Source organism: Actinomadura rubrisoli (assembly GCF_004349215.1).
GTDB classification, from domain to species: domain Bacteria; phylum Actinomycetota; class Actinomycetes; order Streptosporangiales; family Streptosporangiaceae; genus Spirillospora; species Spirillospora rubrisoli.
Genome location: NZ_SMKU01000040.1, coordinates 14,222 through 41,140, shown reverse-complemented (window position 1 = coordinate 41,140; position 26,919 = coordinate 14,222). Strand labels below are relative to the sequence as shown.

Genomic DNA, 26,919 nt, shown 5'->3' with positions numbered 1-26,919 from the left:
TGGCCGAACTGCTCCCCGACCCCCTGTCCCCCGCCGAGGACGACCCGGGCGCCGTCGCGATCATCTGGGCCGACTGGCAGTCCTGCTCCGAGTCCGGCGAAGAGCTCCTCGACCCCGTCCGGGCCCAGTACAAGGAGTGCTTCGTCGTCGTCCGCTGCTCCTTCGAGGGCCGGACGTACTCGCGCTGCGTCTACATCTGGGTCGACAAGGACTTCGCCATCGCGCGCGGCCTCCACCAGGGCTACCCGAAGAAGCTCGGCTCGATCCACCAGACCCGTCCCCACCCCTACGGGCAGGGCGCCCCCCGCATCGCCTCCGGCGGCCGCTTCGGCGCGACCCTGGCCGCCGCCGACCGCCGCCTTGCCGAAGCCGTCGTGACCCTGCGCGAACCGTCCGAGTCGAACGGCTTCGTCAACGGCCACCCCATGGCCCACCACCGCTTCCTGCCGTCCATCGAACCGGGCCGCCCGCCCGCCCTGAACGAGCTGATCGAGTCCGGTGCGTCCTCCTTCGAGGCCGGCCAGGCGTGGAAGGGCGAAGCCGACCTGTCCCTCTTCGACGCCCCCACCGAAGAGCTGTCCCGCCTAGAGGTGGTCGAGCCCATAGCCGCCTACTACCGCCAGGTAGGCGTCATCTGGAACGGCGGCCGCACCCTCGCCTGACCTTTCCGCAGTGCGGCGAGGCGTCATGGACGACTCGCCGCACGTCGGTCACCGCTCAGTCGCGGCAGAACTCGGCCTCCGCGACCGGCCGTATCCGCCCGCCCCAGTCCCCGTTGAAGTTGGACGTCACGGCGCGCCCGCCGTCCGCGGCCACCAGGCTCTCCGAAACAGAACCCTGGATGCCGCCGCTGTGGCCCCACACCTCGGTGCCGCAGGACAGCTTCAGCTTCATCAGACCGAGACCGTAGGAGAAGCCGGGCACCACCGGCACGCCTGTGGTCATCTCCTTGAACTGACGTGGCTTGAGGAGCCGTCCGGAGAGCAGCGCCCGGTAGAACCGGTTGAGATCCGAGGCGCTGGAGACGATCTCCCCCGCCGCGCCCGCGAGGGACGGGTTGAACTCGGTCACGTCGTACGTCGGCCTCCCCGCCTCACCCGGCCCCGACAGGCTCCCGGTCAGCTTGGAATAGGCGCGCCCGCTGGGCTTGGGCATGCGAGCGCTGGTCCCTGGCAACGTGGTGGCGCTCAGGCGCAGCGGCCGCAGGATCCGGCGCTCGATCTCATCGGCATAGGAACGACCGCCGGCCTTCTTGATCACCATCCCGACAAGGACATAGTCGGTATCGGAGTAGTGCCACCCATCGCCGGGCGCGAAGTCCGGCTTGTGAGTCATGGCGAGCCGGACGATCCGCTCCGGCGTCCAGGTGTCGTAGCGATGGCGGAGGAAGTCCGTCCCGAACTCCTGCCGCTGGAAGCCCTCGTCCTCGGTGTAGCTGTAGATCCCGCCGGTGTGGTTGAGGACCTGACGCAGACGGATCCGCTTGCCGTCGTGCCCGTTGCCCTTGACCACGCCCGGCAGCCAGTGGTCCACGGTGTCGTCCAGGCTCAGCTTGCCCTCGGCCGCCATCTGGAGCACCACCGCGGCGACGAAGGTCTTGGTGATGGAGCCGACCCGGAAACGGTCATGCACCCCGCGCTTCCTGCCGCTCACCAGGTCAGCGACACCCGATCGTCCACCCCAGACCCGGCGTCCTTGCTCGGCGACCGCGACCACCCCGGGCACCCCGTCCCTCACCGCCGCGTCCATCGCCGCCTGAGTCCCCCGATGACCACCGCGCGCGTCCGCCGAAGCAGACGTCGCAATGACGGGAACCACCATCGCCATGACCACCCCGACGCCCACGATCCTGAACCTCCGTGCCCTAAGCACCGGCGCCCTCTCGCCTCCCCCAACCTGCCGCCGCCTGAAGGACCGGCCCCTACCCCAAACCTGCTCGCGCACGAAAGAACTCCTGTGAATCAACGGGAAACCGCCTACGGGACCAGCATCTCCAGCCAGGACCGCACGGCATAATGCGGCTACCCGGCGCCTCCCGGGTAGGGCCAGCCCCCACACCGTGCAGACCTGTGGCCGGGTTGCGAGTAGTGGGTTATTTCAATGCTGGTGGCGGGTCGCGTCACGGACGAGCTCGGGGATGCCCCGCCTGCGAAGGTGGAGCCCGCACTTGGGGCACCACACTGTGGGCGGGACCACTGTGCGGGCGTCGCACCGGCCACAGGACAGCTTCATCCCCTGACCGACCCGAAAGGACTGCATGGGCACCCCGATCTGGTGGCCACAGCCTTGGCAGTCGATGATCTGCTCAAGGTACGGGGAAGGAGGGTGCGGGACGGTGGCGTGGTAGCCGCAGCCGACGCACGGTGCGTCGGCCGGGTCGCCGGGGCCGAATGCGACGAACCGCTCGCGCAGCCGATCGTTGATGTCCGGGTACAGCTGCTCGCAGTCTGGGCAGGCCATGCCACGTTCAGCGACGATCGTGACCAGCTCACACGTCTCGCACGCCCTCGACTGCGGCCCTTCATTGAGGACGCGGTAGGCGAGGGCCGTCGCGACGATGGCGGACTCGGCCCGACACCCTGGGCAGGTCAGGACGGGTTCGGGATCTGCCGGGAGCCTTCCGCACGAGCGGCAGCCTGGACGATCCGCGTGCTGCCCGCGCGGCCGTTTTCTGAACCTCATGGGACTCCGCGATGGTGAGTGACCGGGCGCTGACGTCCAGCAGGCGTGGGGATGGATGCCCGCCGACAACGTCCCAGAGTGGCAGAGACATTCGGGACCCCTCCCAGCCCAACGATCGCCCGTCCCTCGGCGCGGCACGGAGACCAGACGGCCCTCCCTGGCGAGCCTCCCAACCGCCCGCGACAGTACGAGCACACGCCCACCGTGACCAGGCAGACGGCAGCCTGGTCAGGACGGTCCGCGAAGCCGCCAGGCGACGCCGCCACGGCTGAACTTCCTCCAGTTAGTCATTCGGCGGGAGCCACTCGGGGGCCGTCGGGGCCGGTCTCGTGGTGCGGCCACTGGGCCGACTCGTCCCGCCGCAACCGGCACACCTCTTCCATCCGGTCACCGGGGATGACGACCTGCGTCACGTCGACGGCCTTCTCGTCCTTGGCGCTGTAGCTGGTCCGGACGATCTCCCAGACGGGGAGTTCGGCCGGAATGAGAAGCGACTTGGCCTCGCTCATGGTCGGCATGCGCACCCGACGCCGCTCAAGCCACTCCAGAGGGCCGTGCCCCTTCTCCTCGATCGCGTCGATCCATGCGCCCGGGCCCGTCCCATACGGCTCCTCGACCTCCGGTACCTCGGCGGCGATTCTCGGGTGGATCCAGGTGGTGGAGATCTGGAACGCCGGCTCACCCTCCGGGCCGGTCACCCGCAGCCGCCTCATGACCATCTCGTCGACCGGCACGTTCAGCATGTGGGCGAGGCGGGGATCGGTGATCGGCGCCTCGCCGACCTCCGGCTTGACGTGGTGAACCCAGAGCTCGTTGCCCATGGCGGCGGGAAAGCTGTAACCGGCGGCGAACTCCCCGCCGTCCTTCACATGCCTGGTGTTGCGCTTGACCACGTCCGTCCGCATGACCGTCTTGCGGTGTTTGGGACGGACGACCGTCCCCCGGCGCGGCACGGAGACCAGCCTGCCCTCCTTGGCGAGCTTCCCAACCGCACGCGCGACCGCGTTGCGACTGACGCCGTAGTGCTCCGCGAGCTTCTCCATCTGCGGCAAGGTCTCACCCGACCGCCACTCACCAGCGTCGATACGGCGAAGCAGATCATCGGCGATCTCGTTGTACCGAGCTGACCCCACGTCCCCAACTCCTCACTTCGGACGGCCCGCCCAACCTACGACAGCGCTTCGATCTCACTCCGCAGATGGGACAAATGACGGGAGGACCGCCGACCACAACTCAAGGCTTCGCCTCTGGGCTGGTCACCGCTCGCCTTCATACACTTGTCGCTCGTATTGCTCCCACAGTTCGAGCGCCTCCATCAACGCCTCCTCTACTTGCTCGGCCGCCGCCCAGTACGCCTGCGCCCGTCCTGCACACCCCCCCCGCATCCCACATCCGGCCCTCACGCGACCACACCCGCGCCCGCGCCGCCTCCATGTTCGCCAGTGACCGCAACGTCTGCGCCTCATGCGGCCACACCTCGAATGCCTTGCGCGCTTCGGGGACCAGGCTCGCGAACAGGAACACCGTCCCTGGGTAAGGCTCAGGTGGCAGCCCCGGGACCGCCTCGCATCCGTCCCGGCGCGATGCGCCCGGCCCGAGGCCCCGCCATGCCGTGGCCGGCCCCACCGGCCGCTGCATCACCGCCCACACGCCCCGCAGAACTCGCGCGGCCGTCCTCCTCAGGCTCATCGCTTCACCTCGAACCACACCGTGTACCGGCCATCGAAGCCCGGCAGAGTCCCCCACTGATCCGCCAGCCCGTTCACCACCACCAAGCCGCGTCCCGACTCAGCCCACCCCGTGCCCTGTGCCGGAATCACCGGACGCCCGGCCGTGCCGCCGTCATCCTGGATCTCCACCCGCAGCCGGTCCGCCGACACCAGCACCGTCACCCGCACCCCGCCACCCGGCTCTCCGCTCTTGCTGTGCCGGACGGCGTTGGTGGTGATCTCGCAGACCATGAGATCCACGTCGTCCAGATCGACTTCGTCCGCGCACTCCGCAAGCGTCCGCCGCACTCGCGCCCGGACCTCCCGCACATCCAGCACACCGCCCGAGCACAGCCGCACGGTGTGCACCTCATCCCAGACGATCACCGCTGAACCCCCGTGATCTGGTGAGCCGCGGTTTTGGATCCGTCTGCCGCTCGTGCCCGAACGAGCAGGACCGGCTGTCCCGCCGGAGGAAGCACCAGCACCGAGCCACGCCCCAGCTGCGGCGCAGCACCAGTTAGACCAGCAGGTTGGACCGGACCCGAGCCGTGCTCGCCTCCGCCTGCCGTACTCCCGTTCTCCATGGAGATCACCCGCCGTCCGTGGCTCGATTCGACCACCTGGCCACCATCCGTGGCCGAGTGCTGACATTCTGTGTCTGCGCTCGCTTGCAAGCTAGGCTGCATCTTGCAGATTTTCAAGCGACTTGCAGATTCCCAGGACATACTGGCGGCATCCAGATCAGGAGGCATCCATGGCGCCCCGTTCCAGCCCCACGGCACGCCGACGGCGACTCGCCACAGCGCTGCGTCAACTTCGAGAGACGCGCAAGCTGAGTTGCGCGGAGGTGGGACGCGCCGTCGGCTGGTCCGAATCCAAGGTCAGCCGGATCGAGACCGGCAGGACCGGTATCCGAGCTGACGACCTTGATCTCCTCTTGAGAACGTACGAAGTGGACGAGGAGATGCGTAAGGCGCTTCACGTACTTCGGCGCCAGGCCAGCCACCGAGGGTGGTGGAGCACCTACGGCGATGCTCTTCCAGCCTGGTTCCAGGGCTACGTCGGCCTTGAGGACGGAGCGAGATCCGTGATGATCTACCAGGGTCAACTGGTCCCCGGTCTCATGCAGACTGACGACTACGCCACAGCCGTCATGCGTGCTCATCAGCCGTCGGTGGCAGCCGATGAAATCGAGCGGCAGCTCGCGGCTCGGGCTGCCCGTCAGGCGCTTCTCACCAGTTCGGACGCTCTGGAGGTGTGGACCGTGCTTGACGAGGCTGTGTTGCGTCGTGTCGTTGGCGGGCCGGAAACCATGAAGCCTCAGTTGCAGCGGCTACGTGAGATCGCGGGCCTTCCGAACGTCACCTTGCAGGTTCTCCCGTTCGCCCATGGCGCGCATGCCGCCATGGGGACCTCGTTCATCCATTTGAAGTTCCCAGAGCCCGGCGACGCGGACATCGTCTACATCGAAGACCTCACCAGCAGCCAGTATCTGGAGGAACCAGAGGACATCGAGCGGTATAGCCTGGTAGCGGACCATCTACGAGCTTCGGCTCTGCCTCCCGAAGCCTCGACAAGCTTCATCAAATGCATCGCCGACGCCATGTCCTAGCGATGAGAGGAGACCGGGACGTGTTCGCACCAGATCTGTCCCGCGCCACTTGGCGCAAGAGCAGCCGGAGCAACGGAGCAGGCGGAGAGTGTGTCGAGGTCGCGGAGGCTGACGCCTTCATCGCCGTTCGCGACAGCAAGGTTCCGTCTGGTCCCTCGTTGGCCTTCCCTGCCCAGCAGTGGAGCGCGCTTTTGCGGGACATCAAGACAGGCCGTCACGATCTCACCTGATTGAGCTCCATCCGCGCAGGACGTGGCAGCCCAATGCTTCGCTTAGCGACGTGACCGTCCAGGGCGCGGGATGACGACACCCGATCGGTCCTGGCATGCGCCGGGGCGGCGCGTGCCTTGGAGTTGATCGAGCCGCTGATCACCGGCTCGGATCAGGGATGGTGACGTGGCCGCGGACGAACCGCGAACTACGCACGTGCGGGCGAGTGGCTTGGCTAGGGTTTCGGTCGGGAGGGATCTGGTGCCGGCTGCTGGTGCGCCTGCGTTCTCGTGGGCCGGGGGTGGTGGTGCGGCTGGGGACTCGGGCGTCGCCGTTGGCGATGGCGCAGGCTCGCGGGGTCGCCGGACGGCTTGAGGAACTGGCCCCTGTCACCGTTGAAGTGGTCGGCATCGAGACGGCCGGGGACCGGCATCGGGGGCACCTCGGGGAGCTGGGCGGCAAGGGCGCGTTCATGCGGGAGATCGACCGGGCGCTGGTGACGGGCCGGGTGGACATGGCGGTGCATTGCCTCAAGGACGTGCCGGGGGACGTGCCTCGTCCGGAAGGGCTGGTGTTCGCCGCCTACGTCGAGCGGGACGAGACGTCCGACGTGATGCTGTTCCCCATGGCGAGCGAGGTCCAGAGGATGTCCGATCTTCCTCAGGGGGCACGGGTGGGGACCTCGGCCGTGCGCAGGCGGGCACAGCTCGGACGGATCCGTCCGGACCTGCGGGTGGAGTATCTGCGCGGGAACGTGAACTCGCGGCTCGGACGGCTGGACGCCGGGGAGGATTTCGACGCGATCGTTCTCGCCCTGGCGAGTCTGGCGCGGCTGGGGATCGATCGGCCGGGGGAAATGCTGGACATCGTCCCCGCCGTGGGCGCGGGTGTGCTGGCCGTGGACTGCCGCCGCGCCGATTCCGACGTCGTGGAACTGGTCCGGCTCCTGGACGATCGCGAGACCCGCCGGTGCGTGGCAGCGGAGCGGACGATGCTGCATGGTCTTCAAGGCCACTGCAACAGCCCGATCGCCGGTCACGCCCGGCTGGAGCGGGACGGTCAGCTCTGCCTTCGCGGGATGGTGTTCACGCGCGACGGGTCCCGTTTCGTCCATTCGCAGGAGTGGGCGCCGCCGGATAAGGGGGCTGAGCTGGGCGCGTATGTCGCCGGTGATCTGTTGCGGAAGGGCGCGCGGGATTTGATCGGCGGCGTTTCCCGCTAAGGACGGTCTGTGCGGTAGAGGTGGTGGGTGGGGTCGTCGATGGGGTTGTCGGGTTCCAGGTCGCCTTCGGCGGTCTTGCGGAGGCCGGCTCTTTCGAGGGCGCGCCAGGAGTTGCGGTTGGCCGCCACCACGGGGACGATCACGCAGGTGGCGGACGGGTGGACGGTCCAGATGCGGTGCAGGACCGACTCGATCATCCGGGTGCCGAGGCCGTGGCCCGTCCGGTCCGGGTCGCCGATCGGGTAGTCGATGGTCATGGCGCCGGCGGGGACGTCCGCGAGGGTGGCCAGTTCGGCGGCGTAGTCAGGGTAGTCGGACAGGAAGCAGCATTGGACGAGTCCGAAGGGCCGCCCGTCCACGGAGGCGAGGAGGTCCTCGGACGGCTCCTCGCCGCGCGCCGCGGGGCCGAAGCCGCGCAGGACGGCCTCGGCGGAGGGGTCGTGGTTCCACCATCTCGCCACATGGGGACGGGACAGCCATTGCGCCAGCAGGGGGAAGTCGTTCTCATCGACACGTCGCCACGTGATCTCGTCCGCCACGGGACCGACGGTACGTCAGGACGAGGTGCCCTGGCCTATGCGGGCGTAGGTGGACGGGCGGGCGCCGCGGAGGTAGAAGGCGAAGGCCACGCCGAGGACGCCGGCGACGACGATCAGGCCGGGGAGGAGCCAGGTGAGGGACGAGCCCTTCTCGGCGCCGAGGAGGGCGTCGAAGTTGAGCAGGCTGGCGATGAAGACGGCGCCCAGGCCGAGGCAGGCCAGGGCGGGGGCGATGAGGCGGTTCCAGGGGTGCTCGCCGCGGTGGTCGCGGACGAAGTAGGCGACGACGGCGGCCGAGGTGAGGGTCAGGAGGAGGATCACGCCGAGGGCGCCGAGGTTGGTGAACCAGTTGAAGAGGGTGAGGACGGGGTCCTTGCCGGAGAGGGCGAAGACGACCACCACGGCCGCGGCCAGGGCGGTCTGGGTGGCCGAGCCGACGTGCGGGGAGCCGTGGCGGACGTGGGTGCGGCTCAACGGGGACGGCAGGACGCCCTCGCGGCCCAGGGAGAAGAAGTAGCGGGCGACGGCGTTGTGGAAGGACAGCAACGCCGCGAAAAGGCTGGTGACCAGGAAGAGCTGCGCGAGGTCGGCGAAGAGCTTGCCGACGTGTTCCTCGGAGAGCGCGAAGACGAGGCCGGGGCCGTCCTTCTGGGCGCGTCCGACGATCTGGGACGAGCCGGTGCCGACGGTCATGGCCCAGGCGGTGAACGCGTAGAACACGCCGATGAGGGCGACGGCGATGTAGGTGGCGCGGCTGATCGTGCGGCGGGGGTCGCGGCACTCCTCGCTGTAGAGGGCGGCGGCCTCGAAGCCCATGAAGCTGGCCATCGCGAAGCAGAACGCGGCGCCGACGGCGCCCTCGTTCGCGGCGTTCCAGCCGAGGGGCGCGAGCGACACGCCGGACGGGGCGTCCGCGAGCTGGGCGAGGTCGAAGACGAGGACGGTCAGGAACTCGACGGCGAGCAGGACGCCGAGGACGCGGGCGTTGAGGTCGATGCGGCGGAAGCCGAGGACGGCGACGACCGCGATGCCGGCGAGGGCGACCGTCCACCAGGGGAGGTCGATGCCCGCCTTGGCCTTGAGGAAGTCGGCGGTGGTGAATCCGAACAGGCCGTACAGGCCGATCTGCATGGTGTTGTAGGAGATGAGGGCGATGAACGCGGCGCCGACCCCGGCGGCGCGGCCGAGGCCGTGGGTGATGTAGGCGTAGAAGGCGCCCGCATTGGAGATGGAGCGGCTCATCGCCGCGTATCCGCTGGTGAAGACGGTGAGGAGCACCGCGAGCACGACGTACAGGAGCGGGATGCCGACGACTCCGGTGACGGCGAAGGAGGTCGGCAGGCCGCCGGCGGCGACGGTCAAGGGGGCGGACGCGGCGACGACGAAGAACACGATCTCGGGGACGCCGATGCGGCGGCGCCCGGTGCCGGCGGACGAGGGGGACACGACTTCGGGGATCGCCATGCGCGGCTCCAGTGCCGGTGCGGGGCCCCGGGAGCTAATTGTTTGGGCCCGCACGATGTGCGGAATTGCCGAGATCGTACGGCCCCAAATGAGGCTCGGCAAGGGTAGATTCGCCTTCGGCCCGCGAGAACTCGACAGCGGGGCCCCACGGGGAGGACCTACGTGACCGGCCACCACACACTGCAAGAGACCGAGCAGGCCATCCAGCGGCGGCTCGGCGACGTGCCGCTGCGCCACGACGCGATGATGGCGGTCTCCAACATCTACCGCGCCGCCGCCGCGATCCGCCAGCATTTCGAGAGTTCGGTGCTGCGCGGCGCCGACCTCACCTGGACGGCGTTCGTCGTGCTCTGGGTGGTGTGGATCTGGGAGGAGATGGAGACCCGGCACGTCGCCGAGGAGGCGGGCATCTCCAAGGGCACGCTGACGGGCGTCGTCAAGACGCTGGAGGGGCGCGGCCTGATCGAGCGCGGCGCGCACGCCACCGACGGGCGGCTCGTCCTGCTCCGGCTGACCGACAAGGGGCAGGAGCTGATGCGGGTGCTCTTCCCGGCGTTCAACGCCGAGGAGGCGTTCGTGGTGGAGCGGCTGAGCCACGACGGCAACCGGGCGCTCGCGCAGACGCTCCGCTCGGTCGTCGAGCACCTGGAGGAGGAGGGCGACGGGCGGCGCGCGGCGCTGCGGGCCGAGTCCCCTCCCCCGCCGCGGCGGTCGGGGCGGCGCCCGCGCGCCTGACCCCTTGTCCAGGATTCGTTTGGACCCATACGATAGCCCGATGACGCCACGCTTCGTCCTCGTGCTGAGCGAGAACTGGACCCTGACCACCGGCCGCGACCTTCCCACCCTCGTCCGCTGGGCGCGCGAGGCGGAGGACGCGGGCTTCGACGCCGTGATGGTCAGCGAGCACGTCGTGCTGGGCCCCGACGCGGGCGCGGACGGCGTGATGGGCAACCCGCGCGAGTACGCGCTTCCCGGCAACCAGGACCCGTTCACCCCCTGGCCCGGCTCGCTGATGCTGCTCGGCGCGATCGCCTCGGTCACCACCCGGATCCGGCTCGCCGCCGCCGCGATCCTCGCCCCGCTGCGCCACCCCCTCGCGCTCGCCCGCGACATCGGCACGCTCGACCTGCTGTCGGAGGGCCGCCTCGTCGTCCAGCCGACCGTCAGCTGGAGCAAGGACGAGTACGCCGCGCTCGGCGTCCCGTTCACCAAGCGAGGCCAGATCCTGGACGAGCAGCTGGAGATCTGGGACCTGCTCTGGCGCGGCTCCCCCGTCTCCTACAGCGGCCGGCACTTCTCGTTCGAGGACGTCTACTTCGAGCCGCGCGCCCACCGTCCGGACGGCCCGCGCATGTGGCTCGGCGGGCAGCACCTCCACGACCGACTCCTGGACCGCATCGTGAAGTACGGGCACGGCTTCCACCCGCTCGGCCGCCCGACCCTGGACGAGCTGGAGCGCCTCGCCTCGGCCATGGCCGCCGCCGGACGCGACGCCGCCGACCTGGAGATGATCGGCGGCTGCCGTCCGGTCTTCCCGGACGACGACTCGGTCTCCCCGCTGGCCCCGGCCCTGGAGAGCATCCCCGGGCAGATGGAGCAGGGCTTCACGACCTTCTGCATCAAGCCGTCCCAGTTCACCGACGACCCGGACGGCGTCGGCGCGTTCTGCCGCGAGGTCGTCAAGCGCGCGGACGCCCTCACCTCCTGAGGCAGGCGATGCAAAGAGCGCCCCGGCCGGGGTCGGCCGGGGCGCTCTTTGCGGTGTGGTGACAGACGGCGTTCACAGGTCGCCCGCATCCCTGCGCCGCGGGAGTTACGCGGTGCGGACGGCGCCGGGGTCTGCGACCTCGCCGCTGAGCAGGTGCCCTGCGTTGGGCACCTGGGGCTTGAGGCCGAGTTCGCTCAGGATCCGGAACGTCGTGGCGGTCGCCGCGGAGAGGACCGGGATGCCGACGGCGTCCTGGACCGGCTGGATCGCCGGCAGCGAGGGCATCTGCACGCACGCCGACAGCACGAGCGCGTCGGCGCCGGTGAGGTCGAGCTTGCGGTAGTGCGCGCGCAGGTCGGCAGGGTCGAGCCGGGCGACCGCGAGGTTGTCGGGAACCTCAAGTGACAGTGAGTCGACGACCTCGACGCCGGCGGCCTCAAGGTACTCCACGACGGTCCGGGTCAGCGGTTTGAGGTAGGGCGTGATGATCGCGACCCGCTTCGCCCCGAGCGCGGCGACGCCCGACAGCAGGGCGCCGGCCGACGAGACGACCGGGGCGCCGGATCCTTCGGCGCGCAGCGCCGCGGTGATCGAATCCTCGGCGACGCAGTGGTGGCCCGGCCCCTGAGCCATGATCGCGACCAGGCACGCCGTGACCACGACGCCGGGACGAGCGTCGGCCAGTTCGGTCGCCGCGCGCTCGGCCTGCGCGTTCATCGCCCGCAACTGCTCCGGCGTGACGTGCTGCATCCGCGCCCGGGCGGAGTGGAACACGAACCGGTCGCCCGGGTACAGCTCCTCCCGGGCCCGCAGCATCTGCGGGAGCTCGGTCTCCATCGTGAGGTTCGAGCTCGGGACGATCATCCCGATGTGGTGGGCGCTCATCGCCGGCCCGCCGGGCGCATCTGCTCGACGGTCAGCTCGCCGGCGTCGACGATCAGCTCGTCGTCCAGGTACAGGCTGTTGCCGCGCATCGGGATGTCGAAGTGGCAGGCGGTGTCGTTCGGGCCGCCCAGCTCGTTGTTCGGGCCGATGGAGAACATCACGTTGCCGTAGAAGCTGCGCAGCTCCATGCCCATGCCGCCGGGGAACTGCGTCAGGCCGTGCCAGTGGGCGCGCTCGTCGAGGCCCCAGCCGACGTGCGACATGCCGTAGCCGCGGGGGTCGTGGAAAGACTCGATGTAGCTGCGCAGCAGATCGGCGTCGAGGCCCGACGACCCCGCGCCGCCGCGGATGTCGCGGATGAAACCTTGCTCGATCGTGAGCTCGACCGGGGTCTGGACGTAGGTGTTGAACGGCAGCAGCACATCCCCGGGCGCCAGGACGATCTTCCCGTCCACGCCGTCGTCGGCGCCGCCGGTGAACACGAACGCCGCGGGCCAGTGGTCCCAGCGGCCCGGCTGGTCGGTGTAGCCGTACTCGCTCAGCGTCGGGTACGCGCCCAGCCGGTAGGTGACGTCCGTGCCGTGGGGGCTGGTGATCCGCATGGCCTTGGCCTTCGCGAGCAGTTCCGCGCCGATCTCGACGCGTTCGCGCATTTCCTTCGTCGGCATCAGCCGGGCCAGCAGTTCCGGCGGCTCGACCGCGGTGAGGATCCGGGTACCGGCGGCCTGAATCGCGAACTGCTCCTTGCTGAACAGCAGAAACGTGCAGTCCACGACCATGTCGGCCGCCTTGAGCGCGTCCACGGCGAGCGGGAGCCGGGCCAGGCCCGAGTCGCCGACGGCCCAGGCCCCGGACGCGTCGGCCGGCGACGGAAGGCGCATGTGGTAGGCGGCCGCGCCGAGTCGCTGGGCGGCCCACAGGAACGCGTCCGCGTATTCGGCGCGGTCGCTGCCGCGGGTCAGCACCACGAGGGTCTCGCCTTCGTGCACCCCCGAAAGAGTCAGCTGGCGCAAGCAGATGTCGTTGAACAGGTTCTGGTCCATGTCGGCCTCCTTCATATTGATCCGAACACGCAATGTTTGTGGTGACTCGCGCGCATGAGCCGTGCCGGGGTTCCGGGCTTCGGCGAGCGTCAGGGCGTGGTGGCTCCCGCGTCCGCCTCAGCCACCTCGGCTGCGGCCACGAGGTCCTGCAGCACGTTCCGAAGGGCGTTCAGTGCCGCCCCTGGCTCGTCCCAGAAGACCATGTGGCCGGCGCCTTCCACGCCCACGAGCGGGTGGGCCGGGTTCGCCCTCGCGATCTCCGCGACGTCCGCCGAGGTCACCACTGGGCTCTCCGAACCGAACAGCAGGGCGGTGGGCTGAGTGAGCTTCTCCCAGAGCGGAAGGAACGCCTCGGACTCGAAGCCCGCGTGCGTCGCGGCGATGGCGGTACGGGAACAGGAGCCCAGCCAGCCGGCGCGCAGCTCTTGCTCCCGGCGGGGCCACCGGGGCCACGATTCGGCCACCTCGTCGGCGTCGGTTCCCCGCCGGGCCTGGTCCAGCTGGGCCAGGAACGTGGCCGGCGTGGTCGGATAGGGGCGGTCCGGGCCGCTCATCGGCGGATCCACCAGGACCGTGCCGGCCACGCGACCGCCACCGCAGACCGCTGCCCGGGCGGCGATCCGGGCGCCCATCGAGTGCCCGAGCAGGATCGCCGTGCGCAGCCGCAACCGCTCGATGACCGCGTCGACGTCAGCGGCGTAGGCGCCGAGGTCGTAGCCGTGCAACGGCCCGGCGTCGGGAGCGTCGTCGGACAGGCCGCGGCCGCGGACGTCGAGCACGAGCGGCCGGACCAGGTCGGTCAGCTCCCGGGCGACGAAGTCCATGGTCACCGCCGGGCTGGTGATGCCGGGGATGACGACGAGCGGGACCGCGTCGGCCGGGCCGTAGTCGAGCACGTGCAGTCGCACCGCGCCCGAGCGCACCCAGACGCTGGTCGCACGCACGCTCGCCAGGTCGGCCAGGGCCCGCTGGGTGAGCACCCGCTGCCCGCTCGCCTCGACGGGGATGCCTGCGGTGGTGGAGGACATGGCGTGACCTTTCTGGGTGGTACCTGCTCAGCGGGCCGGTGCCGGCGGGACCGCGGTGGCGAGGGTGGCGACACCCTCGCCGAGGTCGATCACGTCGGCGTATTTGGCCTGTAGGTCGAACAAGGCCGCGTCGTGGGGTCCGCGCGCGCGGTCGCCGCACGCCTCGCGGACGACGAGGGTGTTGAAGCCGGACTGCACGGCGTCGACCGCAGTGGCCCGCACGCAGCCGGAGGTCGTGGCGCCGCACACCAGTACGGTGTCGGCGCCCAGCCCGGTGAGCAGGCCGGCCAGGTTCGTTCCGTGAAACGCGGAGGCGCCCTTCTTGGTGATCAGGTGATCGCCGTCCTGCCTCTCAAGCCGCGGATCCAGGGCGACCTCGCCGCTCCCCTCGCGCAGGCCGCGCATGCCGGGGGCCTTGCGCAACCACGCGATCGAGTCGCCGTCCGCCTCGGCGCCGGTGTAGCCGATCGCGGTGTAGACGACCGGCGCTTCGCTCCGGTGCGCTGCTCGGACGAGCTCGCCGGCGGCCGCGACCTCGGCCGAGAGGTCAGTGCCAGAGGGGAAGCCGGGCTCGGTGAAGCCGCGCGTCAGGTCGACCACGACCAGTACCGGTGAGTTCCCCCGGGGCACCGCCGCGCCGAAACCCGCGCGGGTGTAGGCGCGATCGGTTTCTGCGCCGTGCAGTCCGGTCGTCGTTTCACGCGCGTCCACGCCGCAACTCCTTCATCAGCTTGTTCTGGGAACGAATCCGGTCGAGCGGCCACCCCGCCGTGGGGTGCCGCTACCGCGCGAACTGGTAGTGGATCGATTCGTTGTCGGGGTCGTTCAGCGGAGTGCCCTTCCACAGCCAGTCGTAGGACACGTCGGACTCGCCGTCGAAGCGCCGCAGCTTCTCGTCGCGCTCGCGCTGTGCCGGGCCGTCCGGCAAGTGGTAAAGGCTCATGTTCCGCAGGGAGGCGTCCTGGACCATCCCGGCGTGCTTGGCCCGGCGGTGGACGTACCGGGCCAGCGCCCCATCGATTCCCGCCCGGGCGACCTGCCCCAGTTCCTCGGCGAGGACCGCCGCGTCCTCCATCGCCTGCGACGCGCCCTGCGCCTGGTAGGGAAGCATCGCGTGGCAGGCGTCCCCCAGCAGGGCGACGCGGCCGTCCACCCAGACCGGGTCGCGGCGGCGGCGGTACATCGCCCATACCGACACGTCTTCCTTGGCCTTCGACAACATCGTGGGCACCCGGTCGTCCCACTCGGCGAACTCGCCGGCCAGCTGCTCCGCGGTCGCCGGCCCGCTCCACTCCCGCTCGACGGTCTCCGTGCACGGCACGACCGCGACCACGTTGAGGTACTCGCCACCGCGGACCAGATAGTGCACCAAGTGCTTGCCGGGGCCGTACCAGATCGTCGAGTGGTAGCGGTCGGCGAGGAACCGGGTGGCCGGGTCCGAGGCGATGAGGTCGCCCGGGATGAGCGCGCGGTAGGCCATCTCCCCGGAGAAGGCCAGTGTGTCGTCGAAACCGGCGAGGTCGCGCACCGCCGAACGGATCCCGTCCGCCCCGACGACGACGTCCCCCTCGAAGCGGCGGCCGTCCTTCGTGATGACCGCCGGCCGCCCGGGGTCCGAGCGGTCCAGATCGACGACCCTGGCATCGGTGGCCAGCCGCACGACCGGTCCCGCGCCCTCCGGATCCACGCAGGCCCGCAGCAGCATCGAGTGCAGATCCGCGCGGTGGTAGTGCCAATACGGCGCGCCGTACCGCTCCACGACCCGCTGCCCCAGCGGGAGCTGAGCGATGATGCTGCCGTCGGCCCACCGGCGCCGGACCTGGTCCTGCGGCTCGCACCGGATCTTGCGCAGCTCGGTGTGAAGGCCGAGGCCGATGAGGATCCGGCTGGCATTGGGCGCCGTCTGGATGCCGGCGCCGATCTCGCCGAGCTGCGGCGCCGCCTCGACGACGGTGACCCGCAGGCCGTGCCGCCGGAGCGACAATGCCGCGCAGAGACCGCCCAAGCCGCCTCCGGCGATCACTACCTCGAAAGACTGACTCGCCGCCACGCTGACCTCCTGCCCTCTTCGCTTCCGGTCGTGCGTCACTCGGACCTATTAATCCGAACACGGATTATCCGAGCACGCAATAGTTGGTTGAAAGTTACCCCAGGGTAGTGCGATGTCGGCGCCGCTTCCAGGGCCCGACCCGGCATTGCTACCCGGTCAGACGACCTCGCTGGTTCAGATCTCGCGGCGCTCCGCGACGGCTTCCCACAGCGCACCCAGGTCGTTGAGGATCTCCGCAACCGCCTCACGCTTGTCCGGCGGACAGTCCGCGAGCAACGCTCGATCCAGCTTGCGGGTCCGCCGGGTCACCTCACGAAACGCGGCGACCCCTTCATCGGTCAGCGTCAGGACTTTCGCGCGGGCGTCGTGCGGCGCCGGACCGCGCGCGATCAGCCCCCGTTTCTCCAGCCGCCGGCAGACGTCCGCCATGGTCGAGGTGTCGAGAGCGACCGCACTGGCCAGCGCGGTCTGATCGTGACCGGGATACGCGCGGACGGCCGATAGCACGGCGAACTGCGGACCGGTGAGAACCGGATCGACGTGGCGGTTCCAGGCGGCCAGATAGGCCTGGTACAGGCGGCGGGCTCCGAAACCAGGAGCGGCGGAAAGGTCCGCAGGAGCCTCCAGGCTGACCCGGCGCCCCGCCCGCGAGCCGCCCTTCGATGACCCACCAACCGCTGTCGACATCCCTTGACCTTAGCCACGTGCCCTCGTCCCAACGGGAAGACCTCCCGTTGAGCCTGTCACCACATTGGTTGCGCACGCCGATAATACGCCCTCGGAACATCTGCGGGCTCGGGCGCACAGGTACTGGATGGCGCCGCACGTGACGAGCGGCACCTCATCCAGCCTCTGGAACCGGTCGGACCTCTACGAGCGAGGGGCTACGGCGGCAGGCGCGCAAGTACGCAGAATTCGTCGAAGCACATGCACTGCAGATGGTCGGAAGTCCCGGCACGCTGGGGTCGCGGTCCATCTCGACGGCGACGTACGACAGATCACATACATGGCACTTCACACGGGCCGCCCAGATGTCGTCCACCTCGTCACGAGGGTCATGGGGACGGTCGACAACCACCTTCCACGGCGTTCTCGTTGCGGCAGCGTAGAAGGCGAAACTGAGGACAAGGCTGAAGATCGGTGCCCACGTGCGCCCGAACCCGCCCCCCTCCTGATGCATCGCGATCCCGATTCCGGACGCGGCGAGCCAGCTGATGAGTCCGGGGCCGAAGCGCTGCAGCCTTCCGGGACGCGACTCCGGCATCTCGCCGCGGTGCAGCGCGATATGCGCGACAGCCAGACCGGTCCATGCGACGATCAAAATGCCCTGCCAAGCCAGAGCCGTGAGCAGGTAGCTCAAGACATCGGTCAACATGAGCAGGTAGGCGATGACGCCGATTGCCGCCAGCCACCACCCCCGCTGCGCCTTGACCCTGAATGCCTGCATGCCGAACAGTTCCAGATTCGTCGACGCGGCGTACAGGTTGCCGGTATTGATCCGAACCTGCGTGACGATGACCAGGAGCAGCCCGGAGACGCCCATCAGGCCCATCAGCGCGATCACGACGGAAACCCCTGACAAGGGGCCGTCCAGCGGGACGGTCGCAACGATGAAGATGGCTGCGAGCCCGTTGAACAGAATCCCTATCGTGTACAGTACCGGCCCGAATGCCACGACCCCGTTGAAGCGTTGATCACGAGGTTTGCCGAACCGGCCGAAATCCACGGCGAGCATCGACCCGACCCAGAACGCGGTGTAGACGGAGAACGCGTACAGCCAGCCTGGTCCTGACACCGATTGCGGGATGGACGCACCCTGGGTGAGCCAGGAGTCCGGCACGTCGTACTTCACCGCCGCGACCACTACGGCGGCTACCATCCCGGCGGCATAGAAGGGAAGCAGGAAGCCACTGAACTTGTCCAGCCAGCGCCTGACGCCACCGAGCGCGAGAGGGATGTTGACGAGCACGACCACGAGATACCAGATCTTGATATCGATGGCGCCGAAATAGTGGCGCAAGGCCGCCGCGATGATGGCGGCTTCCAGGACGTACAGGTATACCGTGGTCGCGCAGAGAAGAAGCGGAGCGAGTACCGCTCCGGAGGCCCCGAACAGCCGCCGGGACAGCATCGCCATACTGAGCCCGGTCCTTGCCGCGTAACCGGATAGCACGTAGCTGAACCCGCCCGCCACGACGACCGTCAGTCCCGCTCCGATAAGGGTGTCTCTTGTACCGACGGCCGCTACCAGCGCCGCGGCTGTGACCATGTAGGCCACCGCGCTTGCGAAGGCCCAATAGGCCATCGCCAAGGAGAGGCGGCCACTGCGCCAGGTGAGCGGCGTGACGTGAGCCGTGTAATCCTCGGTCGCAGCGTGCAGGACGACACGGGGATCGTCGGTGTATCTGACCTCAAGTGGCGACGGAACGTCGGGGGGTCTGTCCATTGTGGTCTTCCTTGCTTCGAGGCTTGATGAATACCGCCGAAGGCGCTATCCCTGGCTCTCCGGGGTGCGGACGATCAGGCCGTCGAGCTCGTCCGAGACTCTGATCTGGCAGGAGAGACGTGAGTGCTCGCTGGTGTCGTCGGCGAACTCCAGCATCGTCCGCTCGGCTTCGCGCGGCGGGCCGGCCTTGGCCGTCCATTCCCGGTCGACGTGCACGTGGCAGGTGGCGCAGGACATCTGGCCACCGCACTCGGCGTCGATGCCCGGGATGTTGTTGCGGATCGCGCCCTTCATGACGGACAGTCCCGGCTCCAAGTCAACGGTCCGTGAAGTTCCGTCATGCTCGACGTAGGTGATCTTCGGCATCGGCGTCCGCCTTTACTGCACGGGTTGTTTCGCGAGGTCACGAAGGGTGAGGGTCGGGTTCCGCAGCAACGTCGAACCGAGCGGGTCCCGGCGTCCGATGAGCTTCTTTCCGATCATGAAGTCGCCGGGCCGGTTGACGGCCTCGACGGACACGAGGTGGTCTCCGTCGTCGTGGGTGACCGTCATCCCGTCGTCGGCGACGCCCCGCGCCGTCGTCGTGAGTGACGGTCCGTAGAGGCCGGCGATCTGGATTTTCAAGTCGTACTGGTCGGACCAGAACCAGGGGACCTCGGGTACGGGTCGTACCCGGCCGGCAATGGCGCCGGCCGCCTGCTTCGCCTGTTCCAGAGTGCTCGGGACGCTCTCAAGGCGCACGTGGCCATCGCGGAAAGGAACGGGACGAGCGGTCACATCACCGATCGCGAAGATGTCCGGGTCGGCCGTTCGCGCGAGCTCGTCGACAAGAATGCCTTCGGCGCAGGGCAGTCCGGCATCAGCCGCCAACTCCAGCCGGGGTTCGGCGCCAACGCCAACGACGACGACATCGCAGGATAGTTGTTCGCCGGTGGCGAGTTCGACCGCCGTCACACGCCCGGCCTCGCGTTGAACCGAGGCGACGGATGCGCTGAGGACCACCCGCACCGAGTTGGCTTCGTGGTAGCCGCGGAGGAACTCGGCCAGCTGCGGCGACGCGACACGGTTCAGCAGCCGCGGTTGCTGTTCGACGACCGTGACGTCCATATCGTGGCCTCGTGCGGCGGCGGCGATCTCAAGGCCGATATAGCCGCCGCCGCAGAGCACCACGCGCTTGCCCGGCCCCAGTGAATCACGTATGCGCGTGGCGTCGGATTGGTCCCGCAAGTGCAGGACGTCGTCTCCGTCGCCGCACTCGGCGGGAAGCCGTCGCGGCCGTGCTCCGGTGGCGATGACCAGAACGTCGTAGTCGAGCGTGCTGCCGTCGTCGAGTGCGACGCTGCGCCGACCGCGGTCGATCGCTCTAGCGGTGACGCCGAGGCGCGTTGTTATCTGTTCGGCGCGATAGAACTCCTCCGGCCGGAGCGCGAGCGAATCGGGGTTCAATCCGCCGCGCAGCCATGCCTTGGACAGGGGTGGGCGTTCGTAGGGAAGGCGCGGTTCGGACCCGACGATGGTGATGGGGCCGCCGTGACCGTACTGGCGCAGGAGGGCCGCGAGCGTTCCGCCGCCGTGACCGGCCCCGAGGATCACGACGTGCGGTTCGGACGGGCTGGATGAGAGCGGGGTCATGCTCCTTTCCCGCCGCCTGCGACGCGACCGATGCCGCGCACGCCGAGTCCGCCGTCGGATTGGAGGACGGCACCAGTCGTCGTGCTCGAATTGCGGTTGGAGGCGAGCCATACGTACGCCCCGGTGTAGTCCTCCGCCGCGGGCGAGAAATCCAGCGGCAGCACGGCGGCGATGGCGGACTCGTTGCGGTCTCGCGTCAGCGACGTGCGGTCGAGGCCGAGGTTCGCCGGGCCGCGCAGATCCGACGCGAACGCACCGGGAGCGACCCCGTTGACCCGGATATCGGGAGCGAACTCGAACGCGAGCTGGCGGACGATTCCGACCCCGGCATGCTTGCTCGCCGTGTACCAGACGCCCCCGCCGTCGGGGTAGAAAGAAGCGTTGGACAACGTGTAGACGATGTTGCCGCCGGATTTCGCCAGCTCATCGTGTGCCGCTTTGGCTCCGGCGATATAAGCCTTGACGTTGAGGTCGAAGACCGAACGGAAGGTGTCCTCGAACTCCTCGTCGGGCAGGCCGACCAGGGCGGTGTTGCCGTCCCACAGACCGGCGTTGCCGATGAAGCTGTCCAGGCGGCCGAATGCGTTCACCGCGGCCTCAACGGCTTCACGGTTGGCTTCGAGCGTCGTCGCGTCCCCCTGGACGGCGACGAGGTCCGGGTACTCCTCGCGCAGCTCGTCGATCTTGGCCTTGCTGTGCTCAAGGACGACGATCTGGGCGCCTTCGGTGCGGAAACGGCCGAGAACGGCGCGACCGAGCCCGGAACCGCCTCCAGTGATGATCGCGACGGTGCCATCAAGCCATCCCATGGGCGGGGCCTCCTTATCGTGGTGGACGGGTGCCGGCGTGGATCACCGGGATCAGAAGAACGTCGAGATCGCGCCCGCCCAGATCACGGTGGAGTCGAGGACGACCTTGCGGTACGCGATCTTGTATGTGTCGCCGGCGCGGCGCAGCACGTCCTGGCGTTCGCCGATGAACGTGGTGCCCTGGCTGTCGAAACGGGCGTGGAGCACGGCGAAGCTGGACCTCACCGAGAGCTCTTCGGCGACCTCTGTGTGATAGGTCTCGACGTTGGTGACGAGGTGCCGATTGCGAGCCGGCGGGTTCTCGCACCAGAGCTGGCGGGCGCTGTTGACCCGCGCGACCCGCAGCCTGAGTTCGTGGATGTTCTCCGACATCACCCACGGCCGGCCGTCGCTGCTGAGTTCGTGTTCGAGGTCCCGATCGCCGGGTTTGGCGCTGATCATGCGGACCTTGCGGCTGGGGATGAAGTAGTGCACGTCCTCGGTGAACAGCTCGACCCATTTCTCGTACTCGCGGTTGTCGAGGAGCCGGGCCTCTTCGGTGAGGAAGCGGTTCACGGAGAACCAGGTGGCCATGTCCACCGGGGCGCCGCGCTTCGCCATCGCGGTAGTCATTCGCCGACCTCCATGACCGCGGCCCAGTGCCGGTAGAAGTTGCGTTGCGCGGCTTCGCTCAGCCGCGGGGTGATCATGCAACCCAGGCCCTCGTGCCAGCTCTCTTCACCGAGGCCCATGGAGTAGTCGGCGACGCCGCGGCGGCCGTATGCGCCGCGGGCGGTGCGCGCGACGGACTCCCAGATCGCGCTGTCGTCCTGCTCGATGATTCCGGCGGGCCCGAAGGAGAAGTTGTACGCCTTTCCGAGTTCCCGCTTGACCTGCTCGGGCGCGTTCTTCGCGACGAAGAAGTACGACCACAACTCGATCTCGTTCGGGCCCTTGGGGTGGCAGATCCGGAAGGTGTTGTACACCGGCAGGAGCGACCAGTTGGGGAACACCGTGCCGGCGACGAGCTGGCAACGCAGATGGACGGCGCTCACGCGCCTTTCCGCCTCGGCGGCCTCCTGCGCCAGATATGCCTGCGTTTCGACGCTGAACAGGCTGGGCTGCTCGACCGTGGTGTAGGCGCTCTCCGCCCCGTTGGGCTCGACGAACCTGGCCGCGAACCCGTGGCCGCCCTCCACATAGCAGTGCCGGACCTCTTCGAGGTAGGCATCCCAGTCGAGCTGGATCGTCTCGACGGACGACCCATGGGTCGATGAGACGTGGTATTCATCGCCGGCGAAGTTATCCTGGTAGATCTTCCAGTTGGTCGGCACCCGCCACTTCTGCGGTGCGCCGATGACCTCGACTCCGCCCTCCTGCCGGCCGAAGATCGCGTCGAGGAACGGGATCATGTTGCCCAGTGCCTCGCGGAGCGGCCGTGCGTTCGGATCGAAGGTGGCGAAGATCATTCCGTGGACGCTGTCGACGTGCGCCACTGGGGTGAGTCCATGCCGGCTCTTGTCGATCGGAACGGTCTTGTAGTACCTGTCCTCCATCGCCACCCCCACCAGACGTCCGTCGGCGGCGAAGGTCCAGGCGTGGTAGGGGCAGACGAAGGACTTGGCGGTGCCGGAGTCCTCCAGGCACACCGTTGCTCCGCGATGGCTGCACGCGTTGAGGTGCACCCGTATCCGATCGTCGGCGCCGCGGGACACGATGACCGCGTCCTCCCCCATGAAGGTCGTGAAGAACGATCCCTTCTTGGGCAGCTGGGACTCGTGCCCCAGCGGTAGCCACGCCTTGCCGAATATGGTGTCCAGTTCACGGAGGTAGAGCTGCTCGTCGGAGTAGACGGCCCGGCTCACCCGCGAGCCGTCTTTCGACACCAGGCCGCGAGTCAGGACCGGACTACGCTCAGCGGGCTTCTCGGTGGTGGTCATTGCTAAGCCTCCTTGCGCCTGCTCGTCGTGCGGCCGTCCGTGCTCGGGGTGTCGTAGATCGCGAACCCCATTCCGCAGATCCACTCCGGCACGGGTTCGTAGTTCAGAACGGTGGCCGGCGCGCCGTCCATGGCGCCCATTCCCGCCGCCCAGTTGAGGACCTCGTGGGCGCCGAATCCGGCATTGGACTCGATCTCGCCGTAGGTGAGCGCGCGGACGGCCCCGGCATCGCCTGCGGCGATGAGGTCGAGGAAATGCCGGTCCCATTCGGGTGCGACGACGGGTTTGTCCATCACGTCGGCCATCAGCCGCTCGTAGACCCCCATGTCGTGAAAGAGCTTGGGGTCGTCCTTGAGCACCGATCGTCCTTCGAACTGGTAGCGCTTGATCCGCTCCAGGTAGGGCTGCATGACCTCGGGCCAGTCCTGGATGTGCTCAAGCCAGATCGGGGGCCAATGCGACAGGCCGCCGGTGGACAGAATGAGCACCCGTTCACCGCCGGGCATCGACTCGATCGCCCGCCGCACGGCGGCCCCGAACTCGTATGCGCGGTCCATGGTCGGCAGCGGCGGATGGTAGACGTTGACGAAGATCGGGACGACCGGGAGGTCGTTCTGCGGCCGGATGAGGTTCCAGACCGCCATCAGGTTGTTCCCGTAGTCGATACGCCCCATCCGAGTCACGTCGAAGCCCGCGTGTACGGTCTGCCGCAGCAACTGTCCGGCGAACTCGGGCGCGCCGGGTATCTCCACCGGGGCGTCCATACGCAGGACCTTGACGAAGTAATCCGCGGGCCCCTGGTGGGACTCGGCCACCGGAATCGCGAACGTCGGGGCCATCGATCGGAAGATGTTCTCGAAATGGTCGTCAAGGAAGGCGACCACCACGTCCGGCCTGACATCCTCAAGGTAGCCCGCAATGCGATCGACCGCGGTGCTTATCCGCGCGAGCTGGTTCTCCTCGACCTTCTCCGGCCAGCCGACGATTCCAGGTGCGTGCGACATGCTGATGCCGCCCACGATCCGGCTCACGAGGCCGCCTCCGGCGTGGTGGGGCGCAGATGGGGCAGGCGCGCGGACGGACCGGCGACGATCGCCTCGATCTCGACCAAGAAGTCCTCTTTGACCAGCCGGTCCACCGTGAGAAGCGTGTTCGGCGGGTACAGCGGAGCCGAGGCGAACAACGTCGGGTACAGCTCGGCGCGCAGCGTCATGAACGTGGCGATGTCCTGGGAGTGGACCAGGTAGGTGCGGAACTGGATGATGTGGTTCCAGGTGACGCCGGCTCCGGTCAGCACGGCTTCCAGATTGCGATGGACCTGCGCGAACTGGGCGGCGAAGTCGCCGATCCCGACGATTTCGCCCTGGCCGCCGACGGAGAGCTGGCCTGCGACGAACAGCAGGTCGGTTCCGGCGGGAACGGCGGTCAGGTGCGAGTACAGTCCCTGCGCCTCACAGGCCCCATCGGGGTTGACGTATTCGACCGTGGTGAACATCTGTCTCCTTCTTTCGATGGGGTCTCAGCGCGTTCCGGTGAGCACGACGGGTGCGATGGGCGCGGTGTCGCCGGCGACGGCCTCGGCCGCGGCGAGGCACTGGCCGTCGCGGAACCGGCGGCCGACGATCTGGACGCCGAGCGGACCGTCGGCGTTGAAGGCGGTCGGAGCGGTCACAGCGGGCAATCCGCACAGGTTGACCGCGATGGCGGGGACCATCGAAGCCATCACGCGGCGGACCGCATCGGCGCCGCGCTGGTCATAGCCGGCCGGGAACGGCTGCTGCCACGACACGGGCATCAGCACCAGCGGGTGTTCGTCGAGGAAGACCTGCCAGTCCCGCGCCATGGAGGTACGTCTGCCGAACAGCCCGAAGTAGTCGGCGACGTCGAGATCGGCGACCATGCCGCGGAAGACCTCGGCGACGGCCCGGCTGGCGTCGTCGCCGTGGCGGTCGATCGTGTTCAGAAGGCCGTGGCCGGCCTCCCACAGCAGCCCTCGGTAGATATCGAGCGTGCTCTCGAAACCGGGGGGCACCGCGTCGACGAGGTCGTACCCGGCCGCTTTCAGGCGCCCGGCGGCGAGGTCGACCTGCGCGGAGACGGCCGGATCGACGTCGGCCCACGGCACGTCGCGTACCACCGCGACCCGGCACGGCACGGTGGAGTCATCCGCCCTGCCGGCGTGGGGCACCGTCCACGGATCCAAGTCGCTGTAGCGCTCCATCGCCCGCAGCGCGCACCGCAGGTCCGCCACGGACCGCGCCATCGGTCCCTGGGACCCGAGAAGCTGGGCGAACGGTGCGCGCTCGGCGGGTGCGGACGCGTCATAGCTGGGCACGCGGCCCTGGCTGGGGCGCAGCCCGAACAGGCCGCACGCCATCGCCGGATAGCGGATGGACCCGGCGAGGTCACTGCCGTGCGCCAGAGGGACCATGCCCGCGGCGACCGCCGCGGCCGACCCGCCGCTGGATCCGCCGACGGTTCGTGCCGGGTTCCACGGGTTGAGCGTCGCGCCGTACAGCTCGCTGTCGGTGAACCAGCGCCAGGAGAACGCCGGGGTGCTGCTGCGGCCGAGGATGATCGCGTCGGCGTGGCGCAGGTTGGCGATGACCGGGTTGTCGTGTTCGGCGATGCGGTCCCGGAAGGCCGTCACGCCATTGGTGGTGGCGCTGCCGCGCTGGTCGACGTTCACCTTCGTCACCATGGGCACGCCGGCGAGCGGGCCGAGAGGCGCTCCCCGCCGTGCCCGCTCGTCGACCGCGGCCGCGGCCGCCATCGCGCCGTCCTCGTCGACCTCGACCACGGCTCGCAGCTCCGGATTGACGGCGTGGACGCGATCGAGGCAGGACCGGGTGATCTCGCTGCAGGTCGCCGTTCCGTCGGAGACCTTGCGGACGATCTCTGTCGCGCTCCATGCCCAGGGGGCCGTGTCGTTCTGGCCGATCATGTAACCGGGTCCTCCTGTCATGCGATCCGTCATGCGATGCGGTTGCGCTGTGCGCCGAGGCCGGTGATCGACGTCTCGACGACATCGCCGCTGACCAGGAACCGCGGAGGGGCGAAGCCGATACCGACGCCCGCGGGGGTGCCGGTGGCGATGATGTCGCCCGGCAGCAGAGTGATCCCGGCCGACAGCGTCGCGATCAGCTCGGGAATGTCGAAGATCAGATCCTTGACGGAGGCGGACTGCCGCAGGTCCCCGTTGACGCGGCTCTCGACCCGCAAGGCGGTGACGTCGGTGATCTCGTCCGCGGTCACCGCGAAGGGCCCCATCGGGGCGTGCGTGTCGAGGGATTTCCCGATCAGCCACTGCTTGTGAGCGCGCTGCAGGTCCCGCGCGGTCACGTCGTTGATGATCGTGTAGCCCCAGACATGCTCGAAAGCGCGCTCCCGGCTGATGCCGCGCCCGCCCCGTCCGACGATCACGGCGAGCTCGGCTTCGTAGTCCAGTTCGGCGCTGACGGCCGCGTGCGGTTCGATGTCATCGAACGGGCCGGTGACCGACGTGGTCGCCTTGGAGAACACCACCGGGTACGTGGGCATCGCTTCCGAGCGGTCCGGCTGGTCGTAGCCGCTGCGGCCGAACTCCACGACGTGCTCGCGGTAGTTCTTACCGACGCAGAAGATATTGCGACGGGGCTCCGGGATCGGGGCATGCACCCGCACGTCCGCCAGCGGATACGCGGGGAGGTCGGCACCGGCCGCCGCCAGCAGCGGGGCGGCCTCCGCCCATCCTTCGACGACTTCGAGCATCCCCGCGTTCGCGGGCAGGACGCCGCTGACGTCCCGCACCATGCCGAGGTCGACCGTGCCGACGCGAGGCGAAGCGGATCCGGGCGAGAAGGTCACCAGCTTCATACATTGCACCAATCTGAACCAATATTACCAATTTGGCGAGCTGTGGCAGATAGTACGTCCCCGGATCATTGTCGTCAATACTCTGACGTGCTGCCCTATGCCA

At 68.8% G+C, this 26,919-nt stretch carries 28 protein-coding genes; 6 read left to right on the top strand and 22 right to left on the bottom strand.

The window, feature by feature from the left end; all coding sequences use genetic code 11:
• Nucleotides 1–662, top strand: a 662-nt coding sequence (locus E1298_RS11060) for an acetoacetate decarboxylase family protein (RefSeq protein ID WP_131892006.1), incomplete at its 5' end; no start/stop codon positions are given.
• A 55-nt stretch (nucleotides 663–717) separates the two neighbouring features.
• Here E1298_RS11060 and E1298_RS11055 read toward each other — a convergent pair.
• The 4 genes from E1298_RS11055 to E1298_RS48005 form a co-directional block, all read right to left on the bottom strand.
• Nucleotides 718–1,749 carry a serine hydrolase domain-containing protein gene (locus E1298_RS11055; RefSeq protein ID WP_207944559.1) on the bottom strand — a complete coding sequence of 344 codons (1,032 nt, stop codon included), beginning with the start codon at nucleotides 1,747–1,749 and terminating at the stop codon, nucleotides 718–720.
• A gap of 348 nt (nucleotides 1,750–2,097) precedes the next feature.
• Nucleotides 2,098–2,460, bottom strand: a complete 363-nt coding sequence (locus E1298_RS11050; protein WP_131892004.1) for a hypothetical protein — start codon at nucleotides 2,458–2,460, stop codon at nucleotides 2,098–2,100.
• Nucleotides 2,461–2,969: 509 nt separating this feature from the next.
• Nucleotides 2,970–3,815, bottom strand: a complete 846-nt coding sequence (locus E1298_RS11045) for a GntR family transcriptional regulator (protein ID WP_131892002.1) — start codon at nucleotides 3,813–3,815, stop codon at nucleotides 2,970–2,972.
• Nucleotides 3,816–4,367: 552 nt separating this feature from the next.
• Nucleotides 4,368–4,778, bottom strand: coding sequence for an ATP-binding protein (locus E1298_RS48005; protein WP_165975412.1), 411 nt, complete (start codon nucleotides 4,776–4,778; stop codon nucleotides 4,368–4,370).
• 370 nt (nucleotides 4,779–5,148) lie between these two features.
• Here E1298_RS48005 and E1298_RS11035 point away from each other — a divergent pair, with 370 nt between their 5' ends.
• From E1298_RS11035 to hemC, 3 genes are all read left to right on the top strand, one after another.
• Nucleotides 5,149–6,006, top strand: coding sequence for a helix-turn-helix domain-containing protein (locus E1298_RS11035; protein ID WP_131891998.1), 858 nt, complete (start codon nucleotides 5,149–5,151; stop codon nucleotides 6,004–6,006).
• Nucleotides 5,982–6,236, top strand: a complete 255-nt coding sequence (locus E1298_RS11030) for a DUF397 domain-containing protein (RefSeq protein ID WP_341770615.1) — start codon at nucleotides 5,982–5,984, stop codon at nucleotides 6,234–6,236. Before E1298_RS11035 ends, E1298_RS11030 begins: the two co-directional genes overlap by 25 nt.
• Nucleotides 6,237–6,331: 95 nt before the next feature.
• Nucleotides 6,332–7,438, top strand: a complete 1,107-nt coding sequence (hemC, locus tag E1298_RS11025; RefSeq protein ID WP_341770614.1) for a hydroxymethylbilane synthase — start codon at nucleotides 6,332–6,334, stop codon at nucleotides 7,436–7,438.
• Here hemC and E1298_RS11020 read toward each other — a convergent pair.
• On the bottom strand, nucleotides 7,435–7,977 hold the full coding sequence (locus E1298_RS11020) for a GNAT family N-acetyltransferase (protein ID WP_207944557.1): 543 nt from the start codon (nucleotides 7,975–7,977) through the stop codon (nucleotides 7,435–7,437). The two genes, hemC and E1298_RS11020, sit on opposite strands and share 4 nt — an antisense overlap.
• 15 nt (nucleotides 7,978–7,992) lie before the next feature.
• Complete coding sequence (locus E1298_RS11015; RefSeq protein WP_131891992.1) at nucleotides 7,993–9,441, bottom strand: APC family permease; 1,449 nt, start codon at nucleotides 9,439–9,441, stop codon at nucleotides 7,993–7,995.
• Between the two features lie 162 nt (nucleotides 9,442–9,603).
• On the opposite strand from E1298_RS11015, the gene E1298_RS11010 reads away from it, so the two are divergent.
• Together E1298_RS11010 and E1298_RS11005 are read left to right on the top strand one after the other, a co-directional pair.
• Nucleotides 9,604–10,176, top strand: coding sequence for a MarR family winged helix-turn-helix transcriptional regulator (locus E1298_RS11010; protein ID WP_131891990.1), 573 nt, complete (start codon nucleotides 9,604–9,606; stop codon nucleotides 10,174–10,176).
• Nucleotides 10,177–10,216: 40 nt separating this feature from the next.
• A complete protein-coding gene (locus E1298_RS11005; protein ID WP_131891988.1) occupies nucleotides 10,217–11,149 on the top strand; it encodes a TIGR03619 family F420-dependent LLM class oxidoreductase in 933 nt (310 codons plus the stop codon).
• A 105-nt stretch (nucleotides 11,150–11,254) separates the two neighbouring features.
• On the opposite strand, the gene E1298_RS11000 is transcribed toward E1298_RS11005, so the two are convergent.
• The 16 genes from E1298_RS11000 to E1298_RS10925 form a co-directional block, all read right to left on the bottom strand.
• Nucleotides 11,255–12,034 carry a maleate cis-trans isomerase family protein gene (locus tag E1298_RS11000; protein WP_131891986.1) on the bottom strand — a complete coding sequence of 260 codons (780 nt, stop codon included), beginning with the start codon at nucleotides 12,032–12,034 and terminating at the stop codon, nucleotides 11,255–11,257.
• Nucleotides 12,031–13,077 (bottom strand): 2,5-dihydroxypyridine 5,6-dioxygenase NicX family protein, encoded by a 1,047-nt coding sequence (locus E1298_RS10995; protein WP_131891984.1) that lies wholly within the window; start codon nucleotides 13,075–13,077, stop codon nucleotides 12,031–12,033. The genes E1298_RS11000 and E1298_RS10995 overlap by 4 nt, the downstream gene beginning before the upstream one ends.
• Nucleotides 13,078–13,166: 89 nt before the next feature.
• Nucleotides 13,167–14,105, bottom strand: a complete 939-nt coding sequence (locus tag E1298_RS10990; protein ID WP_131891982.1) for an alpha/beta fold hydrolase — start codon at nucleotides 14,103–14,105, stop codon at nucleotides 13,167–13,169.
• A gap of 27 nt (nucleotides 14,106–14,132) precedes the next feature.
• Nucleotides 14,133–14,816, bottom strand: a complete 684-nt coding sequence (locus E1298_RS10985) for an isochorismatase family protein (RefSeq protein WP_131891980.1) — start codon at nucleotides 14,814–14,816, stop codon at nucleotides 14,133–14,135.
• 70 nt (nucleotides 14,817–14,886) lie between these two features.
• Complete coding sequence (locus tag E1298_RS10980; RefSeq protein WP_131891978.1) at nucleotides 14,887–16,155, bottom strand: FAD-dependent monooxygenase; 1,269 nt, start codon at nucleotides 16,153–16,155, stop codon at nucleotides 14,887–14,889.
• A gap of 174 nt (nucleotides 16,156–16,329) precedes the next feature.
• Nucleotides 16,330–16,842: a MarR family winged helix-turn-helix transcriptional regulator gene (locus E1298_RS10975; protein ID WP_131891976.1), complete on the bottom strand. Its 513-nt coding sequence runs from the start codon at nucleotides 16,840–16,842 to the stop codon at nucleotides 16,330–16,332.
• A gap of 154 nt (nucleotides 16,843–16,996) precedes the next feature.
• Complete coding sequence (locus E1298_RS10970; RefSeq protein ID WP_131891974.1) at nucleotides 16,997–18,601, bottom strand: purine-cytosine permease family protein; 1,605 nt, start codon at nucleotides 18,599–18,601, stop codon at nucleotides 16,997–16,999.
• Nucleotides 18,602–18,646: 45 nt separating this feature from the next.
• On the bottom strand, nucleotides 18,647–18,967 hold the full coding sequence (locus E1298_RS10965; RefSeq protein WP_131891972.1) for a 2Fe-2S iron-sulfur cluster-binding protein: 321 nt from the start codon (nucleotides 18,965–18,967) through the stop codon (nucleotides 18,647–18,649).
• A gap of 12 nt (nucleotides 18,968–18,979) precedes the next feature.
• Nucleotides 18,980–20,233: an NAD(P)/FAD-dependent oxidoreductase gene (locus E1298_RS10960; protein ID WP_131891970.1), complete on the bottom strand. Its 1,254-nt coding sequence runs from the start codon at nucleotides 20,231–20,233 to the stop codon at nucleotides 18,980–18,982.
• The gene (gene hcaB / locus E1298_RS10955) at nucleotides 20,230–21,042 is read right to left on the bottom strand and encodes a 3-(cis-5,6-dihydroxycyclohexa-1,3-dien-1-yl)propanoate dehydrogenase (RefSeq protein WP_131891968.1); all 813 of its coding nucleotides are present in this window, start codon (nucleotides 21,040–21,042) and stop codon (nucleotides 20,230–20,232) included. The genes E1298_RS10960 and hcaB overlap by 4 nt, the downstream gene beginning before the upstream one ends.
• Nucleotides 21,043–21,093: 51 nt before the next feature.
• On the bottom strand, nucleotides 21,094–21,654 hold the full coding sequence (locus E1298_RS10950; protein WP_131891966.1) for an aromatic-ring-hydroxylating dioxygenase subunit beta: 561 nt from the start codon (nucleotides 21,652–21,654) through the stop codon (nucleotides 21,094–21,096).
• On the bottom strand, nucleotides 21,651–22,961 hold the full coding sequence (locus E1298_RS10945) for an aromatic ring-hydroxylating oxygenase subunit alpha (RefSeq protein ID WP_131891964.1): 1,311 nt from the start codon (nucleotides 22,959–22,961) through the stop codon (nucleotides 21,651–21,653). The genes E1298_RS10950 and E1298_RS10945 overlap by 4 nt, the downstream gene beginning before the upstream one ends.
• Before the next feature lie 2 nt (nucleotides 22,962–22,963).
• Nucleotides 22,964–23,992, bottom strand: coding sequence for a DODA-type extradiol aromatic ring-opening family dioxygenase (locus E1298_RS10940; RefSeq protein ID WP_207944556.1), 1,029 nt, complete (start codon nucleotides 23,990–23,992; stop codon nucleotides 22,964–22,966).
• Complete coding sequence (locus E1298_RS10935; RefSeq protein WP_131891962.1) at nucleotides 23,989–24,456, bottom strand: RidA family protein; 468 nt, start codon at nucleotides 24,454–24,456, stop codon at nucleotides 23,989–23,991. The genes E1298_RS10940 and E1298_RS10935 overlap by 4 nt, the downstream gene beginning before the upstream one ends.
• Before the next feature lie 24 nt (nucleotides 24,457–24,480).
• Complete coding sequence (locus E1298_RS10930) at nucleotides 24,481–25,905, bottom strand: amidase (RefSeq protein ID WP_165975411.1); 1,425 nt, start codon at nucleotides 25,903–25,905, stop codon at nucleotides 24,481–24,483.
• Between the two features lie 29 nt (nucleotides 25,906–25,934).
• Nucleotides 25,935–26,816 (bottom strand): fumarylacetoacetate hydrolase family protein, encoded by an 882-nt coding sequence (locus tag E1298_RS10925; protein ID WP_131891958.1) that lies wholly within the window; start codon nucleotides 26,814–26,816, stop codon nucleotides 25,935–25,937.
• Between the last annotated feature and the right edge of the window lie 103 nt (nucleotides 26,817–26,919).